This window comes from Gordonia sp. 852002-51296_SCH5728562-b, from assembly GCF_001665475.1.
Taxonomy (GTDB): domain Bacteria; phylum Actinomycetota; class Actinomycetes; order Mycobacteriales; family Mycobacteriaceae; genus Gordonia; species Gordonia sputi.
Window position 1 is genome coordinate 1 of record NZ_LZMI01000017.1, and the last position, 22,199, is coordinate 22,199.

14 protein-coding genes and 1 pseudogene are annotated in these 22,199 nt (G+C 67.7%); 7 read left to right on the forward strand and 8 right to left on the reverse strand.

The genetic code is table 11. From position 1 onward, the window contains the following. A partial coding sequence (locus tag A5766_RS24645) for a glycoside hydrolase family 3 N-terminal domain-containing protein (protein WP_331710677.1) occupies positions 1 to 533 on the reverse strand: 533 nt, incomplete at its 3' end. 14 nt (positions 534 to 547) lie between these two features. Between A5766_RS24645 and A5766_RS04240 the strand changes: the two genes are divergently transcribed. From A5766_RS04240 to A5766_RS25475, 3 genes are all read left to right on the forward strand, one after another. Next, positions 548 to 1,147 carry a universal stress protein gene (locus A5766_RS04240; RefSeq protein ID WP_005205436.1) on the forward strand — a complete coding sequence of 200 codons (600 nt, stop codon included), beginning with the start codon at positions 548 to 550 and terminating at the stop codon, positions 1,145 to 1,147. Between the two features lie 31 nt (positions 1,148 to 1,178). After that, the gene (locus A5766_RS04245) at positions 1,179 to 1,376 is read left to right on the forward strand and encodes a DUF2613 domain-containing protein (RefSeq protein WP_005205438.1); all 198 of its coding nucleotides are present in this window, start codon (positions 1,179 to 1,181) and stop codon (positions 1,374 to 1,376) included. A gap of 73 nt (positions 1,377 to 1,449) precedes the next feature. Beyond that, positions 1,450 to 6,006, forward strand: a complete 4,557-nt coding sequence (locus A5766_RS25475) for an alpha-(1->3)-arabinofuranosyltransferase (RefSeq protein ID WP_231894539.1) — start codon at positions 1,450 to 1,452, stop codon at positions 6,004 to 6,006. A gap of 17 nt (positions 6,007 to 6,023) precedes the next feature. On the opposite strand, the pseudogene A5766_RS23725 reads toward A5766_RS25475, so the two are convergent. Continuing rightward, a pseudogene (locus A5766_RS23725) lies at positions 6,024 to 7,172 on the reverse strand (acyltransferase family protein); the annotation flags it as partial. 104 nt (positions 7,173 to 7,276) lie between these two features. On the opposite strand from A5766_RS23725, the gene A5766_RS04260 reads away from it, so the two are divergent. The 3 genes from A5766_RS04260 (at position 7,277) to A5766_RS04280 (ending at position 12,555) form a co-directional block, all read left to right on the forward strand. Further along, positions 7,277 to 8,572, forward strand: a complete 1,296-nt coding sequence (locus A5766_RS04260; protein ID WP_064903550.1) for a DUF3068 domain-containing protein — start codon at positions 7,277 to 7,279, stop codon at positions 8,570 to 8,572. A gap of 1,215 nt (positions 8,573 to 9,787) precedes the next feature. Next, on the forward strand, positions 9,788 to 10,744 hold the full coding sequence (locus A5766_RS04275) for an HpcH/HpaI aldolase/citrate lyase family protein (protein WP_064903557.1): 957 nt from the start codon (positions 9,788 to 9,790) through the stop codon (positions 10,742 to 10,744). Between the two features lie 44 nt (positions 10,745 to 10,788). After that, complete coding sequence (locus A5766_RS04280; protein ID WP_064903559.1) at positions 10,789 to 12,555, forward strand: hypothetical protein; 1,767 nt, start codon at positions 10,789 to 10,791, stop codon at positions 12,553 to 12,555. Here A5766_RS04280 and A5766_RS04285 read toward each other — a convergent pair. After that, the gene (locus A5766_RS04285) at positions 12,537 to 13,676 is read right to left on the reverse strand and encodes a glycosyltransferase family 4 protein (RefSeq protein ID WP_064903562.1); all 1,140 of its coding nucleotides are present in this window, start codon (positions 13,674 to 13,676) and stop codon (positions 12,537 to 12,539) included. The genes A5766_RS04280 and A5766_RS04285 overlap by 19 nt on opposite strands. Before the next feature lie 111 nt (positions 13,677 to 13,787). On the opposite strand from A5766_RS04285, the gene A5766_RS04290 reads away from it, so the two are divergent. Further along, positions 13,788 to 14,516, forward strand: coding sequence for a class I SAM-dependent methyltransferase (locus tag A5766_RS04290; RefSeq protein WP_064861786.1), 729 nt, complete (start codon positions 13,788 to 13,790; stop codon positions 14,514 to 14,516). Between the two features lie 24 nt (positions 14,517 to 14,540). Here A5766_RS04290 and A5766_RS04295 read toward each other — a convergent pair whose 3' ends face one another. From A5766_RS04295 to A5766_RS04315, 5 genes are all read right to left on the reverse strand, one after another. Then, the gene (locus A5766_RS04295; RefSeq protein WP_064903564.1) at positions 14,541 to 15,368 is read right to left on the reverse strand and encodes a hypothetical protein; all 828 of its coding nucleotides are present in this window, start codon (positions 15,366 to 15,368) and stop codon (positions 14,541 to 14,543) included. Positions 15,369 to 15,556: 188 nt separating this feature from the next. Next, a complete protein-coding gene (locus tag A5766_RS04300; RefSeq protein ID WP_005207062.1) occupies positions 15,557 to 18,115 on the reverse strand; it encodes an ABC transporter permease in 2,559 nt (852 codons plus the stop codon). A 3-nt stretch (positions 18,116 to 18,118) separates the two neighbouring features. Next, positions 18,119 to 19,027, reverse strand: coding sequence for an ABC transporter ATP-binding protein (locus A5766_RS04305; protein ID WP_005207060.1), 909 nt, complete (start codon positions 19,025 to 19,027; stop codon positions 18,119 to 18,121). Between the two features lie 100 nt (positions 19,028 to 19,127). Continuing rightward, on the reverse strand, positions 19,128 to 20,150 hold the full coding sequence (locus A5766_RS04310) for an esterase-like activity of phytase family protein (protein ID WP_039856082.1): 1,023 nt from the start codon (positions 20,148 to 20,150) through the stop codon (positions 19,128 to 19,130). A 44-nt stretch (positions 20,151 to 20,194) separates the two neighbouring features. Continuing rightward, complete coding sequence (locus A5766_RS04315; RefSeq protein WP_064903567.1) at positions 20,195 to 22,021, reverse strand: phosphoenolpyruvate carboxykinase (GTP); 1,827 nt, start codon at positions 22,019 to 22,021, stop codon at positions 20,195 to 20,197. Between the last annotated feature and the right edge of the window lie 178 nt (positions 22,022 to 22,199).

The window sequence follows — 22,199 nt, forward strand, 5'->3', positions numbered from 1 at the left end:
CCGCCGATCGACGCCGCAAGGGTGCGCACCTGGGCGGGAGTCTTGGTCTGGGCCAGCTCGCGCGCCGACGGACTGTCGATACCGAGCGACGACAGTCGCGACACGCGGCCACCCTCCTGGTCGACGGTCACCATCAGCGGGAAGGGCTGCGAACGTGACAGTCGGGCGGCGGCGCCGCTGGTCAGGATCGACTTGTCGGTCCAACTCCCGACGAAGATGCCGCCGATGTGCTCACGTTGCACCACCTGCGTGGCGTCGGCGGTTCCCGTGACGCCGACGACGATGAGCTGAGCCAGTTTCTGTCGCAACGTCATTCGTGACAGCTCCGGCGCCCCACACGCATTGGGTGCCACTGCAGGCGACGCCGCGGACGACGCGGGCACGCTCTGTGATGTGGGAGTCGACGCATACGCCGACGTCGCCGACGATCCGCCACCGGACGAACTGGTCTGGCATGCCGTCAGCGTTGCGGCGACAGCGAGCACGACGCCAACCGTCCGGACACGTGTGAAACGTCGTCGATCAAGGCCCATGTACCGAGTCTGGCATGTACGATTCCCCCATGGCTGCGGGGTCGTCACCCTCCCCCACCGGCCCACTTGGCCCCGGTGGCGCTGACCAGCGCGAAAAGATCCAACGTTCCCGTTCCGGCCAGACCCTTCTGATCGCCTACGACGGCTCTCCGAACGCCGATCGCGCCATCCGATACGCAGCACGCTTCCTCCAGGCCCGCGTGGCGCACGTCGTCACCGCGTGGGAGCCCGGTGCGATGAGCGCTCCCCGCGTCTCCTCGTTGGCGGCAGGAATGCAGCCGTACCTGGACACGAGGGCAGAAATCGAAGTCGACGAGGCGCTCGAGCGCGAGGCGACCGAGACCAACGCGCGCGGCGTTGCACTCGCGACCGAGTGGGGCCTGGAGGCCACGGGAACCCTGGTCGAAGCCGATTCGACGGTGTGGGCGGCACTCATCGCGGCCGCCGACTCGCTGGATGCCGACCTGTTGGTGACAGGTACCCGGGGCGCCACCGGCTTCAAAGCGCTCCTTCGCTCATCCGTCGCAGAACGGGTACTCAAGCACTGTCACCGTCCGGTCTTCATCGTCCCCGCCAAGTGCGAGTCCGAGCCACGCCCAGAGATCACCATCTGAGGTTGACCGGCGAAATGGTAGTTTCGTCCGCATGCGCAACAACCGACTGATCGCCGGAGCCGTGGCTGGTATCGCCGGCATCATCGTCGGCCTGGGTGCGGTATTCCTCGGCGGAGCGATCGCGTCGGAGAACAGCCCGTCGACAGACGTCAACAACATCAACCCCAACAGCGGGTTCGTGCAGGGGTCCGTCGACTACGGCTCACGCCAGAACGCCGACGACAAGTGAGCGCACCTCGCATCGGACTTTCTCGCATCGAATCACGCAGCATCTGAGGCTCCGCGACCGCTCAGTTCGTCAGATGCATTCAGCCGGTCAGACGCGCTCTGACGGCCACGCCCTGAGTCGACGCGGCGTCGGCGTCGTCTTCCTCGTGGCGCTGATCGTCAGCCTGCTGCAGTCGCCGGGCCGCATCTCCGCCGACACCAAACTCGACCTCACCGCAGACCCGCTCGGCTTCTTGGCCAGAGCCGCTCACCTGTGGACACCGACCGCTCCGATGGGGCAGGTACAGAATCAGGCGTACGGCTACTTCTTCCCGCACGGCGCGTTCTTTGCCGTCGGCGAGTTGGCGCACATTCCGCCGTGGATCACCCAGCGTCTGTGGTGGGCCATCCTGCTGACCGTCGGATTCGTGGGAATCGTGCGTCTCGCCGAACTGCTGCGGATCGGTTCACCGGGTTCCCGGCTTCTGGCGGCGCTGGTCTTTGTGTTGAGCCCACGAGTGTTGACGACGCTGGGCTCGATCTCGTCGGAGACACTGCCGATGATGCTCGCACCGTGGGTGTTGATCCCGGTGGTGCGGGCGCTCGACGCCGATCGGCCGTCGCCGTATCCGCTGTGGCGCGACGCGTGCCGGTCGGCGGTCGCGGTGGCGCTGATGGGCGCGGTGAACGCCGTGGCCACCCTCGCCGCACTCGGCGTCGCCGCGGTGTGGTGGGTGATTTCGACAAGCTCAATCAGCGGGCGGGGCTCAATCAGCGGGCTGGCCCACCCGCTGGTCGAGCCGGGCGCGAGCGCAGCGAGCACCCGAGTCGAGACCACCCGCCGAGGCCTGCGCTTCGGCGTCGCATGGGCGGGCGCGCTGGTGCTCGCGTGCGCGTGGTGGGTGGTGCCGCTGCTGATCCTGTCGCGCGTGTCGCCCCCGTTCCTCGACTTCATCGAATCCTCGCGTGTGACAACGGAATGGACGTCGCTCACGGAGGTGCTGCGCGGGACCAGCTCGTGGACGCCGTTCGTCTCGCCCGAGCGCGTCGCGGGAGCCGTGCTGACGACGCAACCCGCGGCGGTGCTCGCCACCGGGACACTCGCGGCAGCGGGACTCGCCGGACTCTGCATGCGCCGCATGCCGTTTCGCGGACGCTGGGTCACCATTCTCGTCGTCGGTCTCGTGCTGATGTGCGTGGGCTACGCGGGCGGCCTGGGGTCGCCGATCGCCGAACCGATCCGCGTCTTTCTCGACGGCCCCGGCGCTTTCCTCCGCAACATCCACAAGTTCGAGCCGTTCATCAGAATCCCGTTGGTCCTCGGATTCGCGCATCTGCTCGCCCGAGTTCCTCTTCCGGGCACGGCGTCGGCGCGAGAAACGTTCTCCGCGTTCGCACACCCCGAGCGTTCGCGCCCGGTCGCCGCGACCATGGTCCTCGTCGTCGCCCTGATCGGTGCGGGTTCGCTGGTGTGGACCGGGCAGTTGGCCCCGGACGGTACCTACCGCGCGATCCCCGGGTACTGGCAGCAAACCGCCGACTGGCTGCGCGACCATGCCGACGGAGATGACCCAGACGACAACAACCCCGACGACAACAACGCAGCACATCCCGGTCGGGCGCTCGTCGTGCCCGGTGCCCCGTTCGCCGATCAGCTCTGGGGACTCACCCGCGACGAACCGCTCCAACCACTCTCGACGACGCCGTGGGCGGTGCGTGACGCCATACCGCTGACCCCGCCGGGCGCGATCCGCGCCATGGACTCCGTGCAACGCGACATCGCTGCCGGACGCCCCTCACCAGGACTCTCCGCGACTCTCGCGGGCCAGGGAATCGACTTCGTCGTCCTACGAGCCGATCTCGACCCGGAGACGTCACGGTCGGCCCGCCCCCTGCTTGCCCAGCAGACGCTCACCGGCTCACCCGGTCTTCGTCGTGTTGCGACGTTCGGCCCGCGCGTCGGCCCGCCATCGGCGCGAGGTGTGGTGCGGGACAACGGGTTACGCCCCGACATGCCCGCCATCCAGATCTTCGCGGTCGACCACGGCGGCAACTCCGACGCCGCGTCGTTCCCGGGGACCGGCCCGATGCTGACGGACACCGCGTCGGCAGCCCGCATCTCGGGCGGCCCGGAATCGATTGCCGCGGTGCAGGATCTGCGTGCACGACTCGGCATGGCCCCGCTCGGCCCCTCGATTCTCGAGTCCGACGCCGCGCGCGCCGGTCTCGAAAACGCCCCGCTCGTGGTCACCGACACCCCCGCCGACCGCGAAACCGACTTCGGCCGCGTCGACGACCACAGCTCGGCGATCCGGGCACCCGGCGATGCACGCCGAACCCAGAATGCCGCGCCCGACTACCCGGTCGACGGCCAGCCCCTCGTCGAGGGACAGTGGCTTCTCGACAATGCGCCCGGCGAGGTATCGGTCTCGACGTCGGGCTCGGCGTCGGACGCCACCCAGCCGGGCCAGACGTCGCCCGCGAGTTCACCTGCCGCCGCGTTCGACGGCGACACGTCGACGGCATGGGCGAGCAGCGGACTGTCGTCTGCGGTCGGGCAGTGGATGCGCATCGATTTCACCCGTCCGCGAAGCGATCTCGCCGTCCGCCTGACCACCGCGAAGGCGCTCGGCGAAGACGTGTCGTCGATTCTGGTCACCACCGAGGCGGGCACGACCGTCGCGCAGGGCGTCGAGCCGAACAAGCCCGTGACGGTGACCGCACCCAGTGGTCCGACCCGCTGGATTCAGATTCGTGCCATCAGTACCGAGAATGGTTCTGCCGGAAACCAGTTCGCGCTCGGTGAGGTCGCGCTCACCGATCTCTCGTCCGGCATGCCGCTCACCATCCGCCACCGCGTGGTGCTACCGACGCTGCAGGCAGATACGAAGGTGTCGAGTTGGGTTCTCTCCCAGGAACTCTCGGGTCGGTCGAGCTGTCTACTCGACAACACACCGGGCACTCCGGACACCGATGTCGTGAGATGTGCAGGTGGACTTGGTCTCTCGCCAGAGACACCCGGAGTCATGACGCGCGTGCTGTCGGTGCCGCAACCGACCATCGTCGCACCTGTGATGGTGCTCCGACCGAAACAAGGCGATGCGCTCAACGCACTGCTGGCGCGTCCGGGAGCCGTGACAGCGCGCGGGTCGTCGTCGGTGTCGGACCCGAGGGGCTCGGCACAGGCGGCGGTCGACGGCGATCCGACAACCGTGTGGACCGCCCGCGACGATGGCAAGGACGGCGACAAGAACGATGACAAGCCCGGCCGAAAGTCACGCCCCCGCCTCGACATATCGCTGCCGACGTCGCAGCGTGTCGACCGCCTGCACCTCGTGGTGCCGCACGACTATCCGGCGGCGCCGACCCGCGTGTCGGTCGACCTCGGAACCGGCCCGCAGGAACACACCGTCGGAAGCGACGGCATCGTCGACCTGAATCCCGCAGTCACTGACCATATTTCACTCACAGTACTTGCGCGACAAGACCTCATCGACGTCAACAGCCTGGGATTCACCAGCGTCGCACCCACCGGGATCGCCGAGGTGCAGGTGGAACCCGCCCCGCAGGCACCGCCGCTCGACGATGCACGCCCGATCTCTGTCGGCTGCAACGGCGGTGTGGGAATCACGGTGTCGGGCCAGGTGATCGGCATGCAGATCCAGACGACGGCCGGGGCATTGCGCAGGGGCGAGCCGGTGATCGCACAGCCCTGCACGCCGACCATAGGTCTCGGTGCCGGCGAGCAGGAACTGTCGGCGAATCCGGGCACCGCATTCACCGTCGACACGGTCGGACTCGACGCAGGCGGCGGCTATGGTACAGCAGCAGTGTCGAACGCTTCTGCCACACAACCTAATTCGACGCAGGAGCCACACGTCCTCACCTGGTCGTCGACGTCGCGTTCGGTACAGGTCGACGCCGCCGACGCCGCGCGGCTGCTCGTCGTTCCCGAGAGCGAGAATCCCGGATGGGTTGCGCGACTGGGAGGCACAGGGTCAGGAAGCACTGAGTCGGGAGGCACCGAGCTGCGGCCGGTCGTCGTCAACGGCTGGCAGCAGGGGTGGGAGGTTCCGGCCGGAGCGTCGGGAACCATCTCTCTCGAGTTCCGCTACGACACGCCCTACCGCTGGGCCCTGCTCGTCGGATTCGTCTTGCTCGCAGTGCTTTTCGTTCTTGCGCTATGGCCGATTCGCACACGACGAGACCCCGACACGGCACCCGAGCCGACCGTCGAGTCGTCGACGCCGCTCGCGGCGTGTGCGTGTGCCGGTGCCGGCTGGCTGGCGGCGTCGTGGCTGCTGGCGGGGTGGTGGGGCTTGGCGATCTCCGTCGTCGTCGGCGCAGCCGTTGCGGCGCTGAGTCCGAGAGCGCGGGTGGTACTGACTTTCGTCGCGATGCTGGCGGCGACCGTCGGACTCGCGGCGGCTCCGTGGCATGCCGAGTCCGGATACAACGGATTCGCCTGGTGGGTTCAGCTTCCCGCGTTCGTCGCGGTAGCGAGCACTGTCTGGTCGGCGCTCGTCTCGGCCCTGCCGGAGTCGTCGCGTGACGCGCTCTCCCGCTGGCTGCGCGCGGCAGGCGTCGCTCCTCGACGCCGCGCTTCCCGGGAGCGCAGCCAGTTGCGCGACGGCTCCTCCACGAAGGCGTAACTCGTTGCCGAGATCCCGATGCTGAGGATCGCCGTGATGATCCACACCACCGCGGTGTGGCCGGTGAACGGGACGATCCCGAACAGCCCGAACACCACCGCGAGCACGGCGACGTGCCAGATGAAGATGCCGTACGACCACCGCCCGAGCGCGAGCATAGCCGGCGAGGTCAGGAACGGGAACGGGCGGTCGGACACCCTGGCCAGCACCCCCGCCCGACCATCCGAGCAGATCAGCGGGGCGAGCAGTGTGAACCCGCAGATCGCGCCCAGCGCCATCTTCACGGCGAACTGCCACGGCGCGAGAACTCCCAGTCCCGTCGGGCCCGCGATAGGTGTGCACGCGAGCCCGTACGCGACGACGAACACGACGAGCATCAGCCTGCGTCGAGCGCCGACCGCGGCGACCACCCACGTGAAGCGAGTCGGCTGGCCCAGCTCGTCGGCACCCGCGACCTCGGCGAGCACCAGCCCCGCGACGAACCACGGGAGATGCCCGAGCACCCAGTTGGTCGGTTCGACGCCGTCGGGTGTCGGAAGCAATTCGGCAATCCATCCCCAGCTCAGGCTCACCGCACCGAGCGCGAGCAGCACGGGGATACGGGCCGACACGCTGCGGCCGCGCAGTGCGAACAACGCGAAGCCCAGGATCGGGAGCAGAAGATAGAACGCGACCTCGACCGACAGGCTCCACATCTGGGTCAGCCCCGCGGTCAGCGACAGCGGCACAAAGACCTGCGTGAGCGTCAGGTTGGCGAACCACACCGTCGCGTCGGCACCCTGCGCCTCGGGCAGCAGGGTCAACACGACGACCACGACGACGAGGTAGGCAGGCCAGATGCGCACCACACGGTGCCGCAGATAGCGGCGTATCGGAGGGTGCGCCGCGTGATCCGACCGACCCGCACTCGACCAGCCGTGCGCGCTCGCCACCCACGGCCGCCACAGCAGAAACCCCGACAGCGCGAAGAACAGTGCGACGGCGAGGTCGAGTCTGCCGAGGATCGGGCCGATCACCGGAAGCGCGACGGCACCCGTCTGAAAGGCGACGTGCGTGGTGAGCACCCCGAGCGCAGCCACCGCGCGCATGCCCTCGAGCTGCGGGAAGAACCTGGGCGCCGGGCGACTCGACGACGGGGCGCTCTGCGTCGTCGATGGGTCTGGCATCAGCCCAGGATACGGGCCATCGCGCGGCGCCTACCCGGCCACCAAACAGACACCCGAACCGGCACCCGAGAGGCGAACAACAGCCGAACAGTAGTGTCGTGCCCATGTCGCAGGCCCGGAACCCGAGCCGTTTCAGCACGGCCGACCTCATCGGGCCGACTCTCATCTTTCTCGGCGCCTTCTTGATCGCGGTGACCATCGCGTTGCCGACTCTGTTCGTCGACCGCCTCCGCACCATCCCGCTCAGCACCGACCAGACCACGGTGTCGACGGCAGGCATGTCCGACGACGAGCACGCGCAGATCCTCGACCGCTGCTCGCTGAACACCCCACGCGCACGTGTCCTCGACGCGACCCTCGTGCGCCAGCAACGCGTCGTGGCGGTGCGTCCCGCCGATTCGCGACGGGTCACGCTGCAGGCAGGCGCATCGGTGCAGGCCGACCGCATCTGGCTCGACGGGAAGGAATCCGAGTCCGACGCCGCGCGACCGGGCAGCGAGGTCGCGCCCGCCGAGGGTGCCGACGCGTGCACCTCGCCGACGGTGTCGGCGGTCCGGGACCGCGTCACGCTCAACCGTCACTCCGCGCTGCCCGATCTCGGGGCCGTCGGCGGAACGCGGGGCAACTCCGAGATCCAGTACGACAGCAACTCCGCACCGGTCCAGGCGCCGGATCGTCGTGGCTACACCTACGTGCTGCCGTTCGATCCGCCGACGTCGGGCGCGCGGTACTTCGACGTCACCACGCGTCGCACCGTCCCACTCGTCGACGTCGGGGAGTCACAGGTGGGCGGCCGTACCGCGATCCGGTACCGCGCCGAGATCCCCGACACCGACCTCGCCGCCATCGGCTCCGGAACCCCCTCGGGCACCCCGGCCACGCGCATCACACGACCGGCGTCGTGGTTCGGCATCTCCGACGGTGACCCGAACCGGCAGCTCACCGCGACGCTGCACCATCGGGCGACGTGGGACATCTCGGTCGACGCCGCGACGGGCGTGATCCTCGACGAACGCGTCGACGTCGAACAGACCTACCGCGTCACTGGTTCTGCCGGCGCCGGCAGCCCAGACTCGGGTGGCGCAGACTCGGGTATCGCGCTCACCAACCTGCGCGCGACATTCGGCTTCGACGCCCCGACGCAGCGCACGATGGCCGACGACGCGGCGTCGCTCGCCGGACCCGTCACCATCTGGGGGCGCGTGGTGCCGCTGATCGCGGGCATCGTCGGCGCGCTGGCGCTGATCGCGGGTGCGCTGCTCACGTTCCCTGGTCGGTGGCAGCGTTGGGTCGACGATCACCGGCCGCACCGTCGGAGGCACGACGACCAACCACACCGTCGGCGGCACGACGATCCGGAGTCCGATGCGAAAAACGAAGAGCCACAAGAGTTGTCGTGACCGCAGAGACGGTCGCCGCGACGGCGGCGATCACCGCGAGGCGTATCACGCTGTGCCCGAGGAGAAGGATCGCGGCAGCCTCCATCGCGAGGAAGAGCCAGGCGAGGACCGAGATTCGGGTGCGGTCGTGCGCGATGGCCGCGAGCAGCGCCACCTGGAGCACCGCGAACGCCGCGCCGGTGAAGGCGAACAGTCCGAGCAGGTCGGTGAGCTGGCGGTAGTCGTCGCCGATCAGTACGGGCAGTAGTGGTCCGGCGAGCGCGCCGAGCGCCGTGATCACCAACCCGATTCCGGCGACCACCCCGACCGCCTGCCGCAGTGACCGACCAGACGACGCCGGGTCAGCCAGTTGCGGATAGAACACGACTCCGACGGCTTGCGGCAGCCAGAAAGCGACTTTCGTCGCGATGGCACCGAAGGCGTAGACGCCCGCATCACGCGGGTCGAGGACGGTGCGCGAGAGCAGGACGTCGAGCGAGACCGCGACCACGAGCACCAGCTGCACCTGCGACGCCCGGACGACGGTCGACAGGCCGGCACCCGGCAGTCCGGCACCCGGCGTGCTGCTCCCCGCGGGCATGCGTGCGCCGGCGAGACCCCACACGACAGCGGCGGCCACCGCGGTCCCCACCGTGCCGGCCAGCAGTGCTCCGGTCGGTCCGGCGCCCGCGGCGAGTGCCGCGATCGTCGGAGCAGAGCGAACCACCCCAACCGCCGCGAGGACGACTCCGAGCGTTCGGAAACGTCGACGTCCCTGCAGCACACCCTGACCACCGCCGACGACGGTCAGCAGCGGCGCGGCCGCCAGTCCTGCAGCGGTGAGCGTCCACGACGTCGACGCGACCGCGGAGACCACCGGCACGGCGATGACCGCCAGCACAGCCACGGCAAGTGCACACCGTATGGTGAGAGCACGTATCCGCAGGTCATCGCGGCCGTGAACCACTTCGCGAGCAACCACCGCCTGCAGCGCGAGCGCGGGAACGGTCAGCACCAACTGTGCCGAGAGCGCGACGGCCAGCTCGCCGTACTCCGCGGGCGTCAGCCACCAGCGACCCGCACCGAGATGAACGGCGTAGGCGCAGACGTTGGCGAGCATCGAACCGACGGCAACCCACCCGACCGCATCGAAGATGCCCCCGGGTACGCGGCCGACGACGGGGGAACGCACCATATGGTCAAGTGTGCCTCTCCGATGTGAAACGATAGACAGCGATGTATGACCAGAACACGCAGACCGACGTCGAGAGCACCGACGTCGGCTTTCGCATCGACCCGGTTCTCGCGCGTAGCTGGCTGTTGGTCAACGGCGCCCAGCACAATCGATTCGCACACGCCGCGCGGTCGCGCGCCGACATCGTCGTGCTCGACATCGAGGATGCTGTCGCTCCCAAGGACAAGCTCACCGCGCGCGACAACGTCGTCGGGTGGTTGACCAGCGATCCCGGCACCGGCCCCGACGGCAACCCGCTTCCGGGCGGCGCGGGAGACTGGGTGCGTGTCAACGGCTTCGGCACCCCGTGGTGGGCCGACGACCTCGAGGCGCTCTCGAAGACCCCGATCGGCGGCGTAATGCTCGCGATGGTCGAGTCCGTCGACCACGTCACCGAGACCGCCAAGCGGCTCCCAGACGTGCCGATCGTCGCGCTGGTCGAGACGGCACGCGGACTCGAGCGCATCAGCGAGATCGCGTCGGCGAAGGGCACCTTCCGACTGGCGTTCGGCATCGGCGACTTCCGCCGCGACACTGGCTTCGGCGACAACCCGATGACCCTGGCGTACGCGCGCTCGCGGTTCACCATCGCCGCGAAGGCGGCCCACCTACCGAGCGCCATCGACGGCCCGACGGTCGGCTCGAGTGCACTCAAGCTCAGTGAGGCAACCGCCGTCAGCGTCGAATTCGGTATGACCGGCAAGATCTGTCTGACCCCCGATCAGTGCGCGCCGGTCAACGAGGGCCTCACGCCGTCGATCGACGAGATCACCTGGGCGAAAGAGTTCTTCGCGGAGTTCGAGGCCGAGGGAGGCGAGATCCGCAACGGCTCCGACCTGCCCCGCATCGCCCGCGCGACCAAGATCCTCGACCTCGCCCGCGCGTACGGGGTGACCGGCACGGAGTACGAAGTCGATCCCGGTCACGCCTCCGCGCCGTCGGACACCTACCACTACTGAGTTCGACGGACTCAGAACACCGGACTCAGAACACACGGCACGCCATGTCCCGGTTGCTGCCGACGCTCTGGGTGATCAGCGCGGCGTTGACCGCACTGATCCTCGGTCCGCTGCTGCGCCCGGGATATCTGCTCTACCGCGACGCGGTGTCGACGCCTCGGTCGTATGTCACCGACACGACGTTGGGGATCGGCGATCTACCACCGCGTGCCGTTCCACAGGATTGGGCTGTGGCACTGGGCAGTTCGGTCATCGACGGTGGATTCCTCGTCACGGCAATCCTGTTCGCGGCACTGACCGTAGGCGGTGTCGGATACGGCAGACTCGCAGCGCATCTTGTTCCCGGTGCGGGCCGGACCGGGGCCGTCGCTGCGACGATCGTCTCGCTGTGGAATCCCTTTGTCGCAGAACGACTTCTCCAGGGCCACTGGGGGCTACTCGTCGGATACGGCGCACTGGGGTGGATCACGCTGGCTGCTGCGCACTACGGTTTCACTGCCGCGTTGCGTCACTGGTTGGTGTTGGCGGCACTCCTCGGCGTCGCCGGATTCACGCCGAGCGGTTCACTTTTCGGTCTCGTCGTCGCGGTTGCCTGTGCGCTTGCGGGCGGCGGGTCGCAGGTGGCGCCGTCATCGTGGCAGGCGCGCGCGCGGCGGGTGGCCGGTGTGCTGGTGGCGTGGGCGTTGTCGGCGTTGCCGTGGCTCGTGGCCGCGCTGCTGACCTCTGCGTCGACCTCGACGGACGGCTCGGCGGGCGTGCGCGCCTTCGGGTTACGTTCGGAGCCTGCCCTCGGACCGCTCGGCACGGTGCTTGGCCTCGGCGGTATCTGGAACGCCGACGCTGTGCCCGCGAGCCGCACGTTCTGGTGGGCTGCGGTCGCGACGGTCTGCCTGATCGCAGTCGTCGGGGTCGGGTCGATCACGTTGTGGCGCAGGCGCGAACTGCTTGTCGACGCTCCACTCGTGCGAGCCCTCGCCGTACTCGGTGTGGTGGTGGTTGTTGCACTCACGATCACCGCCTTCGGACCGGGCCGCAGTGCACTCGCCGAGATCGTCAGCACGATCCCGGGCGGTGGCCTGCTGCGCGATTCGTCGAAGTTCGTGGCGTTGGTGATGCCGATCGTCACGGTGGCGAGCGCCGCGGCGGTGTGGAGGTTACGTGACCTCGTCCCTTCGGGTTTCGCGCTCGCGGCAGTGATTCTTCTCGTGGTGGCACCGCTGCCCGACCTCGCGTGGGGAATCGGCGGACGACTCTCGACGGTGCAGTATCCAGACGACTGGGCGCGCGTCGCACAACTCGTGCCGTCCGACGCGGGCGACGTCGCACTCTGGCCGCCCGGCACCGTGCGACAGTACCCCTTCATCGACTCGCCATCGCTCGACCCGGCCGCACGCATGCTGCGCGCGCCTGTCGTCGAATGGGGCGAACTCGTCGTCGACGGCGCGACTGTCGACGAGGCGACGCCGCGTGCACAGCAGGTGACCGAAGCGCTGCGCGCCGGTGGCGATCCGGCAACTCTCGCTCGGCTCGGCGTCGGTTGGGTACTCGTCGAAAACGTCTCGGGCACAGCTCAACCCGACATACCAACCGCACTGGCCGGCCGCGCGGACGTCGTTTTCCGCGGCCACGATCTCGTCCTGTTCCGCATCGACAACCCGGCCGACGTCGGCGGAGCTTCCAGTGCGGCATGGGCGACGGCCTATGCGGCACACCTTGTCTGGGCCGCACTGATCATCTGCGGCGGCGTGGCTGCGCTGTGGTCGCTGCGGCGCCGTCGGGCTCGCAGTGAGGTTCAGCCGCGCGAGGAGTGATCGAAGACCGACATGAAGCCGTCGGCCGTCGCCGACCATGAATAGCGTTGTGCCCGTGTGCGTGCGGCCACACCGAGGCGGTTGCGCTCGGCCGGATTGTCGAGGAGTTTTCGTGTCGCGGAGAGCATCTCGTCGACGCCGTCGACGAGAAGTCCTGTCTCGGCGTCGTCGATCGATTCGGCGAGTCCGGTGGCGTGGCGGTAGCCGATGGTCGGCACACCCATCTGTGCGGCTTCGATGACCGCAAGCCCCCATCCCTCCTTGCGGGACGGCATCAGGTGCACGTCGGCCTCGGCGAGGATCTGATACTTGCGATCGTTCGACACGTGACCATGAAAGGTGACAAGCCGCTCGACGCCGAGTTCTCTTGCTGCCGAACGTAATCGGGACGACCACCAGCCGTCGCCGATGACGTCGAGGTGCACCTCACGCTCGCCCGCGCGGTGCAGGTCGGCAAGAACCCGCAGTGCGTCCTCGACCTGCTTGTGCGGAACGAGGCGCGAGAGCACGCACAGCCTAGCCACGTCGTGATCGCCGGCCCGCGGCACCGCCGACTCAGGCGTCGGGTCGATTCCGTTGTGCACCACGGTGATCCGATCGTCGTCGACGCCGAGTTCGACGAGCTCACGCGCCGACGGCGCCGACACCGTCACGTACCGGTTGCGCCGATGAACCCGCGGCGACACCCGCGACTCGAGGAACCATCCCAGTCTGCCGAGGAGTCGGCCGGCCACCGGCCACTGCTCACGGTGACAGTGATGCACGAGCACGATGGTCGGCGACGACGAGACCAGTGTGGCGAAGAACGGGATGCCGTTCTGCGTGTCCACCGTGGCGACGGGTGAGACTCCCGCGAGCGGGCCCAAGCCCAACCGACCGGCGACGAGCATCGCCAGAATCGCGGGGTACACGGTGATCCGACCCCCTACCCGCACGAAGCGCATGCCGTCGCGATCCTCGGTGCGCAACGCACCCGGGTACGACGAGGTCAGGTAGGTGACGCGCATTCCGCGTCGAGAGAGTTCCGCACCGACCCGCTCGAGGTAGGTTTCGCTGCCCCCACCCTGGGGGTGGCGGGTATCGCGCCAGCACAGCAGCACGACGTCGGACGGGGTGTTCATCGCCGACAATGCTACGCAACCACCCCGGTAGCATCTCCTCTCGTGCCGCGACCGAGAACGACCACAGCCTCCTCGACGACGGGCACGACCACGACACGTGCCGACGCCGCGATGGCTCGACTCGCCACGCTCCGACGCGCGGCGGGGCTGCTCAACGACTTCCGCTACGAGCAGTCCGATCCCGCCCGCTTCTACCGCTCCCTCGCCGACGACACCGCCGACCTCGTGGGCGCCTTCGCCGAGCTCGACGGTGCTGTGGTGCTCGATGTCGGCGGCGGTCCCGGCTACTTCGCCGATGCGTTTCGCCTGCGCGGGGCGTCGTATCTGTCGGTGGAGCCCGACCCGTCCGAAATGCATGCGGGCGGTCTGGAACATCGGGGATCGGTGCGTGCGTCGGGTCAGCAGATACCGTTCGCCGACGGGTCCGTCGACATCTGCATCTCGTCGAACGTCGTCGAACACACGCCTGCGCCATGGGAGATGGCCGATGAGATGCTGCGGGTGACACGTCCCGGCGGCATCGTGATCATCAGTTACACGCTGTGGTGGGGTCCGTTCGGTGGACACGAGATGGGTCTGCGGCACTACTTCGGCGGCGCCCGAGCCGCGCGCTGGTACACGCGACGCCACGGGCATCCGCCGAAGAACCTGTTCGGCACATCGCTGTTTGCCGTGACCGCCGACGACGGTCTGCGGTGGGCTCGCTCCCGACGCGGCCGCGCACGGCTCGTCGCCGCCTTCCCGCGCTACCTGCCGAGCTGGGCGTGGTGGGTGCTGCGCGTGCCGCTGGTGCGCGAGGTGGCCGCCACGAATCTGGTGCTGGTGCTCGAGCCGCGCTGATCTGATGCCGATGCGTGCCTGGGTTCAGAGACCTGCTGCGCAGCGCAGTGTGCCGCCGTTGCTGGTCGCCGAGGCGAGCAGTTCCTCACCGCGAAGGATGTTGCAGGTCACCGGACCGCGCACGACAACGGCGGTGAGTTCGGCATTGTCGCCGGTGATGGTGGCCTGCCGCGACCAGGGAGTGCCGGTCGCCGCGACGATCTCGTAGTCGTTGCCCTTGCGGAACCGCAGTGCGACGACGTCGCCGTTGCCGGTGATCTGGTAGGTCACGGCCCCTGCTGCGGGCGCGGGCGTCGTCGTGGTGGTGGTCTCCTCGGTGGTGGTTTCCTCGGTCGTCGTCGTGGTGGGCGTGGTGGTCACCGTGGTGGTCGCGGGCGCTGTGGTCGCGACCGTGTCGCCGTCGCCTCCCGAACTGCGGATGATCGCGTAGGCAACGACGGCGATCAGCGCGATGACCGCGATGATCGCCACCACCAGGATCGCGGTGCGCTTGCCCCCGCCTGACGAGTCGGGGTCCTGTCCCGGCTGCTGCTCGTTCCCGTAGCCCTGCTGGTCGTAGCCCTGGTTGCCGTACTCCTGCTGCCCGTAGCTCTGCTGGCCGTACTCCTGCTGCCCGTAGCCCTGGTCTGGGTAGCCCCGATCGGCATAGCCCTGCTCCCCGTACCCGTACTGCTGCTGGTCCTCGTACGGCTGCTGGTCCCCGTACGGCTGGTTGGCGTAGGGATCGTGCTGTGAGTAGGCCTCGGTGCGCGCCGTCGGGTCGCCGCCGCCCGAGGGGTCCTCGTTGGGGTCAAATGCCCGGGTCTCCGGGTGCTCGGCCGGGTCGTTCGGGTCCTCGGGTGGTCGCGTCATGGCGCCGATTGTGCCAAACGCGCCGTCGCCACACGTGGGACTGGTCCAAGACCTCGCGGTGGCATAGCCGTTTGTCCCCCAGTGGTCGTCGGGCCAGGGCAGGACGACGGCCCGACCCGCACGGCAGATCGATGCGCTCCCGTACTAGAGCACTCCGCCTGTCCCAGAGAGCGGCTCCAACTCGACGCTCACGCCTCGGCGATCGCCTCGAGTGGTCGGGTGCGGGCGGCGCGGTTGGCGGGCCACAGCGCGGCGAGCACTCCGACGACGCCCGCGCCGATGAGCGTCACGACGATGAGCGTCCACGGCAGGACCGGATCGCCGAGGCCCCAGCGCGCCAGCGTGCGCACCAGCGCCCATCCGACGACCACGCCGATCACCACACCGACGAGCGCACCGTAGATGGCGATGAACACCGACTCGAGGTAGATGCTGCGTCGAACCTGACCGCGCACCATGCCGACCGCGCGGAGCATCCCGATCTCGCGGCGCCGCTCCACCACCGACAGCGCCAGCGTGTTGACGATGCCGAGGATCGCGATGACCAACGCCAACCCGAGCATCGCGTACAGGACGCCGAGCATCTGGTCGATCTGCTGCGACAGACTGCTCTTGAACTGTTCACGATCTTGCACCTGCACGGTGAGGAACGAATTGGTCGCGTTCTCGAGATCTGTTCGGAGCGTTGATGAGTCGACGCCGGGCTTGGCCTTGACGAATACTCCGAAGCTCATCCGCGCGGGCTCCGGCATCAATGACTCGTAGACCTTGCTGCCGACCAGCCACGGCTGCAACGATTCGTTGTCGGCGTACACCCCGTCGACCCGAGCGGGAACCTTGTCGCCGAGCGACGAGGTGAAAGTGACTGTGTCACCACGCTTCCAGCCCTTGTCGTTGCTCGTTCGCTGACTGACGAACATCCCGTTGTCCGGGAGTTGATCCGACGCGCCGTCGAGCATGTCGATGTTGGCGACGGTGCTGATCTGGCCGCCGAGTGGTGCGTAACCACTGGACTTGGTGTCGCCGATCCTCGCCTGCACCACACCGAGGCTCACCGAATCCTCAACGCCCTTCACACCTTTCACGGCCTCGGCGACCGCAGGCGAGATCGGCAGATTGTTGGTGCCGGTCACGATGTAGTCAGCGGTGATTCCCGTATCGACCGCGGTGTCGACGGTGCCCTTGAATGATGTTCCGAGCGTGCCGATCACGGCCACCAGGATCAGACCGAGCGTCAGCGCGAAGGCCGTCGCGGAGCTGCGTCGTGGATTGCGCATCGCGTTGGTCCGGGCCAGGTAGCCGATCGACCCGAAGGGTGCGCCGATGACTCGTCCGAGCACACCGACCACCGGCTGCAGTAGGGCTGGGCCCGCGAGCACGGCCGCCAGAATCGCGGCACCCGCGCCCACACCGACGATGATCGCACGCAGCATGCCCTCCCCCATGGCGCCCCACACGATCGCGACAACGGCGATCACACCGAACACCACTCCTGCGATCGTGCGGTTGCGCAACGACGACGCACGCTCGGCGTCGCTCGCTCGCATGGCTTCGACGGGTGGCACCCGAGCAGCACGCACGGCGGGAACCCACGCGCTGACCATCGTCACCACAACGCCGACGAACAGTGCGGCGAGCACCGCCCACACACTCACGTTGAGCGACGCCTGCGGCAGCCCCGACGTCGACGACGTGATCGCCTTGAGTGCAGCCGCGAGCCCGATGCCGACGCCGAGACCGACGAGTCCACCGATCACCCCGACGATGAACGCCTCGAACAGCACCGACCGCGACACCTGACGCTCGGTGGCACCCACCGCCCGGAGCAGTGCGAGCTCCCGATTACGTTGCGCCACAATCATCGAGAACGTGTTGTAGATGATGAAGGTGCCGACCACCAGGCCGATGGCGGCGAAGGCGAGCAGGATGCCGGTGAAGATCGTGAGGAACTGGTTGACGCGGTCCTTCTCGTCCTGGCGCACCTGATCTCCGGTACGAACCTTGAACGAATCCGACGCGAGGAGGTTCTTGACCCGATCGCGTAGTTCGGTGTCGCTGACGCCGCTGACCGCGGACATGTCGACCGTCGCGACGTGCTCACCGTCGGAGAGCAGTTGGCTTGCCGCGCTACGTTCGAACTGCACGTTCACGTACCCGCCGGTGTCGCCCTTGAGCTGACTGATACCGACGACCGTGACGTCCATCGGTTGACTCGAACCCTGTCCGACAACCACTTTCGTGGTCGACCCGACTTTGAGGTCGCCCTTCTCCGCCGCCGATTGGTTGAGCACCACCTCCTGGTAGCCGGTGGGTGCACGTCCGCCCGGCAGCAGTTTTCCGTCGTCGGGAGACAGCGACTCGTTCGGCGGAATGTACGCGGAGCCCAAGCTCGGCGCACCGCCGGTTTGCAGCGCCTTGCCGCGCGAATCGGCGATGGTCACCAAGCCCGTGTAGTTCGTCGACAGCTTGTCGACGCCGAGCTCCTTCTTCTGCGAGGTCAATTGTTCGACAACAGAATTCGGCACGCCGGCGGAGTTCGAATCCTCCGGGGTCACCTCGACGGACACACCTGGCGCCGCGTTGTCGAAGATCGAGTTGAACGCCTGCGAGATGGTCGACGTGAACACGATCGACCCCGCGACGAACGCGGTACCCAACACGATCGAGAAGACCGTCAGCGCGAGTCGCAGTTTGTGCGCACCCAGATTGCGCAGCGATACCTTCCGCATCACCGAGGAGGAGGCCATGTGTCAGCCCGCCTGCGTCGAATCCGCGTCGGACCCGGCGTCCGCAGCGTGCCGGCCGACGCCGGATTCTGGTGCGACAGAGCCGGATTCGTGCTTGCCGAGCTCTGCACCGCCAGTCGCATCAGCAGTCGCGCCAGCAGTCACACCGGCATCCGAGCCGGAATCGTCTGCGGGAAGGTCGTCGAGGTTCTTCATCATCTCGAACACGTCGTCCGCCGAAGGTCGAGGGAGCTCGCGGACGATCTTGCCGTCGGCGAGAAAGACGACGCGGTCGGCGTACGACGCCGCCCGCGGGTCGTGCGTCACGATGACGACGGTCTGACCGAACTCGTCGGTGGCCGCGCGCAGGATGGACAACACCTCGCCCGACGATCGGGAGTCGAGGTTTCCGGTCGGTTCGTCGCCGAAGATGATCGCAGGCCTGCCGACGAGTGCACGCGCACACGCGACGCGCTGTTGTTGTCCGCCGGAGAGCTCGCTGGGAAGGTGGTCGAGCCGGTCGCCGATACCGAGTCGGCTGATCACCGTGTCGTACCAGTCCTGGTCGACCTTGCGCCCCGCGATGTCCGACGGCAGCGTGATGTTCTCCGCGGCGGTCAAGGTCGGTACGAGGTTGAACGACTGGAACACGAATCCGATCCGGTCGCGTCGCAGAATGGTCATCTTCTTGTCGGACAGACCAGTCAGATCGGTGTCGCCGATGTGGACACGACCGCTGGTCGCGACGTCGAGTCCTGCGAGGCAATGCATCAGGGTCGACTTGCCCGACCCGGATGGCCCCATGATGGCGGTGAACTCGCCGGACCGAAATGACAACGTGACGCCACGCAGTGCGTGGACCTCCGTATCACCTGATCCGTAGGTTTTGACGAGGTCCTCGGCGCTCGCGCTTGCGCCCTGCTCTGATGTCATGGCTCAACGGTGCCATAGATTGATCGCATTGCCATCGGGTGATTCCCCCACTGCGACCACCCCGGCGCCCCTGAGATCTCAGGGTTGCCCCTGCGACGCGTCAGCGGGGCAGTTGGACCTCGAACGAGTGCACCCTGGTCGGCCCTGCGAAGGCGTTGTTCGTCACGACGAACAGGGTGCGCGTGCGGAAGTTCTGCCAGGGCAGATCGGGCTGCCAGTTACCCCATGCCATCGCCGACATGTTGCCCGTCGCGAGTCGGGGCGTGCCGTCGGTGTTGAAGATCGACTGCTTGGGCACCGCCTTCTCGGCACCCGAGAGGTTGGCTCGCCCGCCGACCTGATCGGCGCCACGCGTGGTGGCCCAGTAGATCGCCGTGCTGCGGCCCTTGCCACGCTCGAGCACGAGGAAGTCGGTGTTGTTGACCGCGATGACGTCGGCCGCGCTCTTACCCGGATCGGTGCGATACACGAACTCGGAGTTGGTCTTCCCGAACGTCAACAACCGCGCCGACGTTGCGGGATCCTGGCGGAGACCGCCTGCGGTGATCACACTGATCTGTCCGCGTGGCCCAACAGCGACGCCGGTGAGTCCACGCTGGCCGGCAAGCCCCGACTTCTTCGACGGCCGCCAGGCCGCGGGCAGACCGAGGTCACGAATGTACGTGCCGACCGGTCCTGCACTCTGCAGACGCACGAACTGATGGTCGCCACCACTGACGACGACGTAGCCGCCGCTGGTGGAGCGGATTCCCTCGTACTGCGCCGAACCCGGCAGCGGCGGGATGTTGCCCGGACCCAGCAGTACACCTCCGCCGTCGATTCCGGGATTCGACGTGAAGCCCGCGACGCCCGACGTGTAGCTGAACTGGCTCGTGAAGAAGCGTGCGGGACCGCCTCGACCGACGTCGGTCGAGATCATCGCGAAGCGGTTGGCGCCGATCCGATCGATACCCGAGATCGCTCCGAATGTCGGGACACCGTTGATGTAGGCCGTGTCGGTGTACCGGGCGATGAACGGCGTCGCCGAATGCGCCGTTCCGGCAGACATACCGGAGATACCGAGTAGAACGGACGTACCCAAAAGCGCAGAGACGATCGTTGCCCCCCACGAGCGAAGACTCATAGAGGGCAACGATACCTCAGTTACGGATGGGGCAGAAGGTGAGATCAGCCCAAGCGCTGCTTGAGGGCGTCGAGCTCGTCCTGCAGGCTCGTCGGGAGCTTCTCGCCGACGAACGCGAACAGTTCCTCGATCAGCGGCAGCTCGCGCCGCCACTCGTCGGGATCGACCGCGAGGGCAGCCTCGAGATCCTCTGCGGGCACGTCGAGTCCGGTGACGTCGATCTCCTCGGGCTTCGCGACGATGCCGACCGGCGTCTGCACGCCTTCGTTCTCGCCCTCGATGCGTCCGATGATCCACTTCAGGACGCGACTGTTCTCACCGAATCCCGGCCACAGGAAGCGGCCGTCGTCGCCACGACGGAACCAGTTGACGTAGAAGACCTTCGGGAGCTTCGACGCATCGGCGTTCTTGCCCAGGTTGATCCAGTGCTGGAAGTAGTCGCCGACGTGGTAGCCCATGAACGGCAGCATGGCCATCGGGTCGCGGCGGACGGTGCCCACCTTGCCCTCGGCGGCTGCGGTCTGCTCGGAGCCGACAGTGGCACCCATGAAGACGCCGTTCTGCCAGTCGCGGGCCTCGGTCACCAGGGGAACCGTGGTCTTGCGACGACCGCCGAACAGGATCGCCGAGATCGGCACACCCTGGGGGTCGTCCCACTCCTCGGCCAGCGAGGGGCACTGCGAGATCGGTGTGCAGTAGCGCGAATTCGGGTGTGCGGCAGGCTCATCCGAGTCCGGCGTCCAGCTACGTCCCAGCCAGTCGGTCAGGTGCGCAGGCTTCTCGCCTCCGATTCCCTCCCACCAGATGTCGCCGTCGTCGGTCTCGGCGACGTTGGTGTAGAGGGTGTTTCCGGCGTCGATGGTCTTCATCGCGTTCGGGTTGGAGTCCATGCTGGTGCCCGGTGCCACACCGAAGAACCCGAACTCGGGGTTGATCGCGTAGAGACGACCGTCGTCGCCGAAGCGCATCCAGGCGATGTCGTCGCCGACGGTCTCGGCCTTCCAGCCCGGGATGGTCGGCTGGATCATGGCCAGGTTGGTCTTGCCACACGCACTCGGGAACGCAGCGGCGACGAAGTAGACCTCGTTCTCCGGGCTGGTCAGCTTGAGGATCAGCATGTGCTCGGCCATCCAGCCCTCGTCACGCGCGATCACCGATGCGATCCGCAGCGCGTAGCACTTCTTGCCCAGCAGCGCGTTGCCGCCGTAACCCGATCCGTACGACAGGATCTCGCGGGTCTCGGGGAAGTGGGTGATGTACTTGTTCGGGTTGCACGGCCATGCGACATCTGCCTGACCGGGCTCCAGGGGAGCGCCGACCGAGTGCAGACCCTTGACGAAGAAGCCGTCGTCGCCGAGCAGGCGCAGCACCTCGGGACCCACGCGGGTCATGATCTTCATCGACAGCACGACGTAGGCGGAGTCGGTCAGTTCGACGCCGAGCTTCGGGTCGTCGGAGCCGAGCGGGCCCATGCAGAACGGGATGACGTACATCGTGCGGCCGCGCATGCTGCCGCGGAAGAGGGGCGTGAGGGTGGCGCGCATCTCGTCGGGTGCGACCCAGTTGTTCGTGGGGCCCGCATCCTCTTCACGCTCGGAGCAGATGAAGGTGCGCGACTCGACGCGCGCGACGTCGGCGGGATCGGACTTGGCCAGGTAGGAATTGGGCTTGTGCTCTTCGTTCAGCTTGAGCAGCGTGCCCGACTCGACGAGTTCTGCGGTGAGACGATCCCACTCCTCGTCACTGCCGTCGGACCACACCACGCGGTCGGGCTGAGTGAGCTCGGCGACCTCGGCCACCCATGCCAACAGCGCTTCGTGTTTTGTCGGAGCGGTGCCGGGTTCCAGGCCCGGAATCGTGGCGGCGGTCATATTTCCTCCTCCGAGGTGGCGACCCGCATTGGCCGCCCCGTGTGGGTTGCTTATCCCCAGGATACTGTGACCGAGCGTGCGCTAGGGCCTGGGGCTACGAGATGCGGTATAGGCCACATTCGCACACGTCAGAGGAGGGTTGCAAGGTGACCCATGTCGGATTTCCGAGGACGTGCAA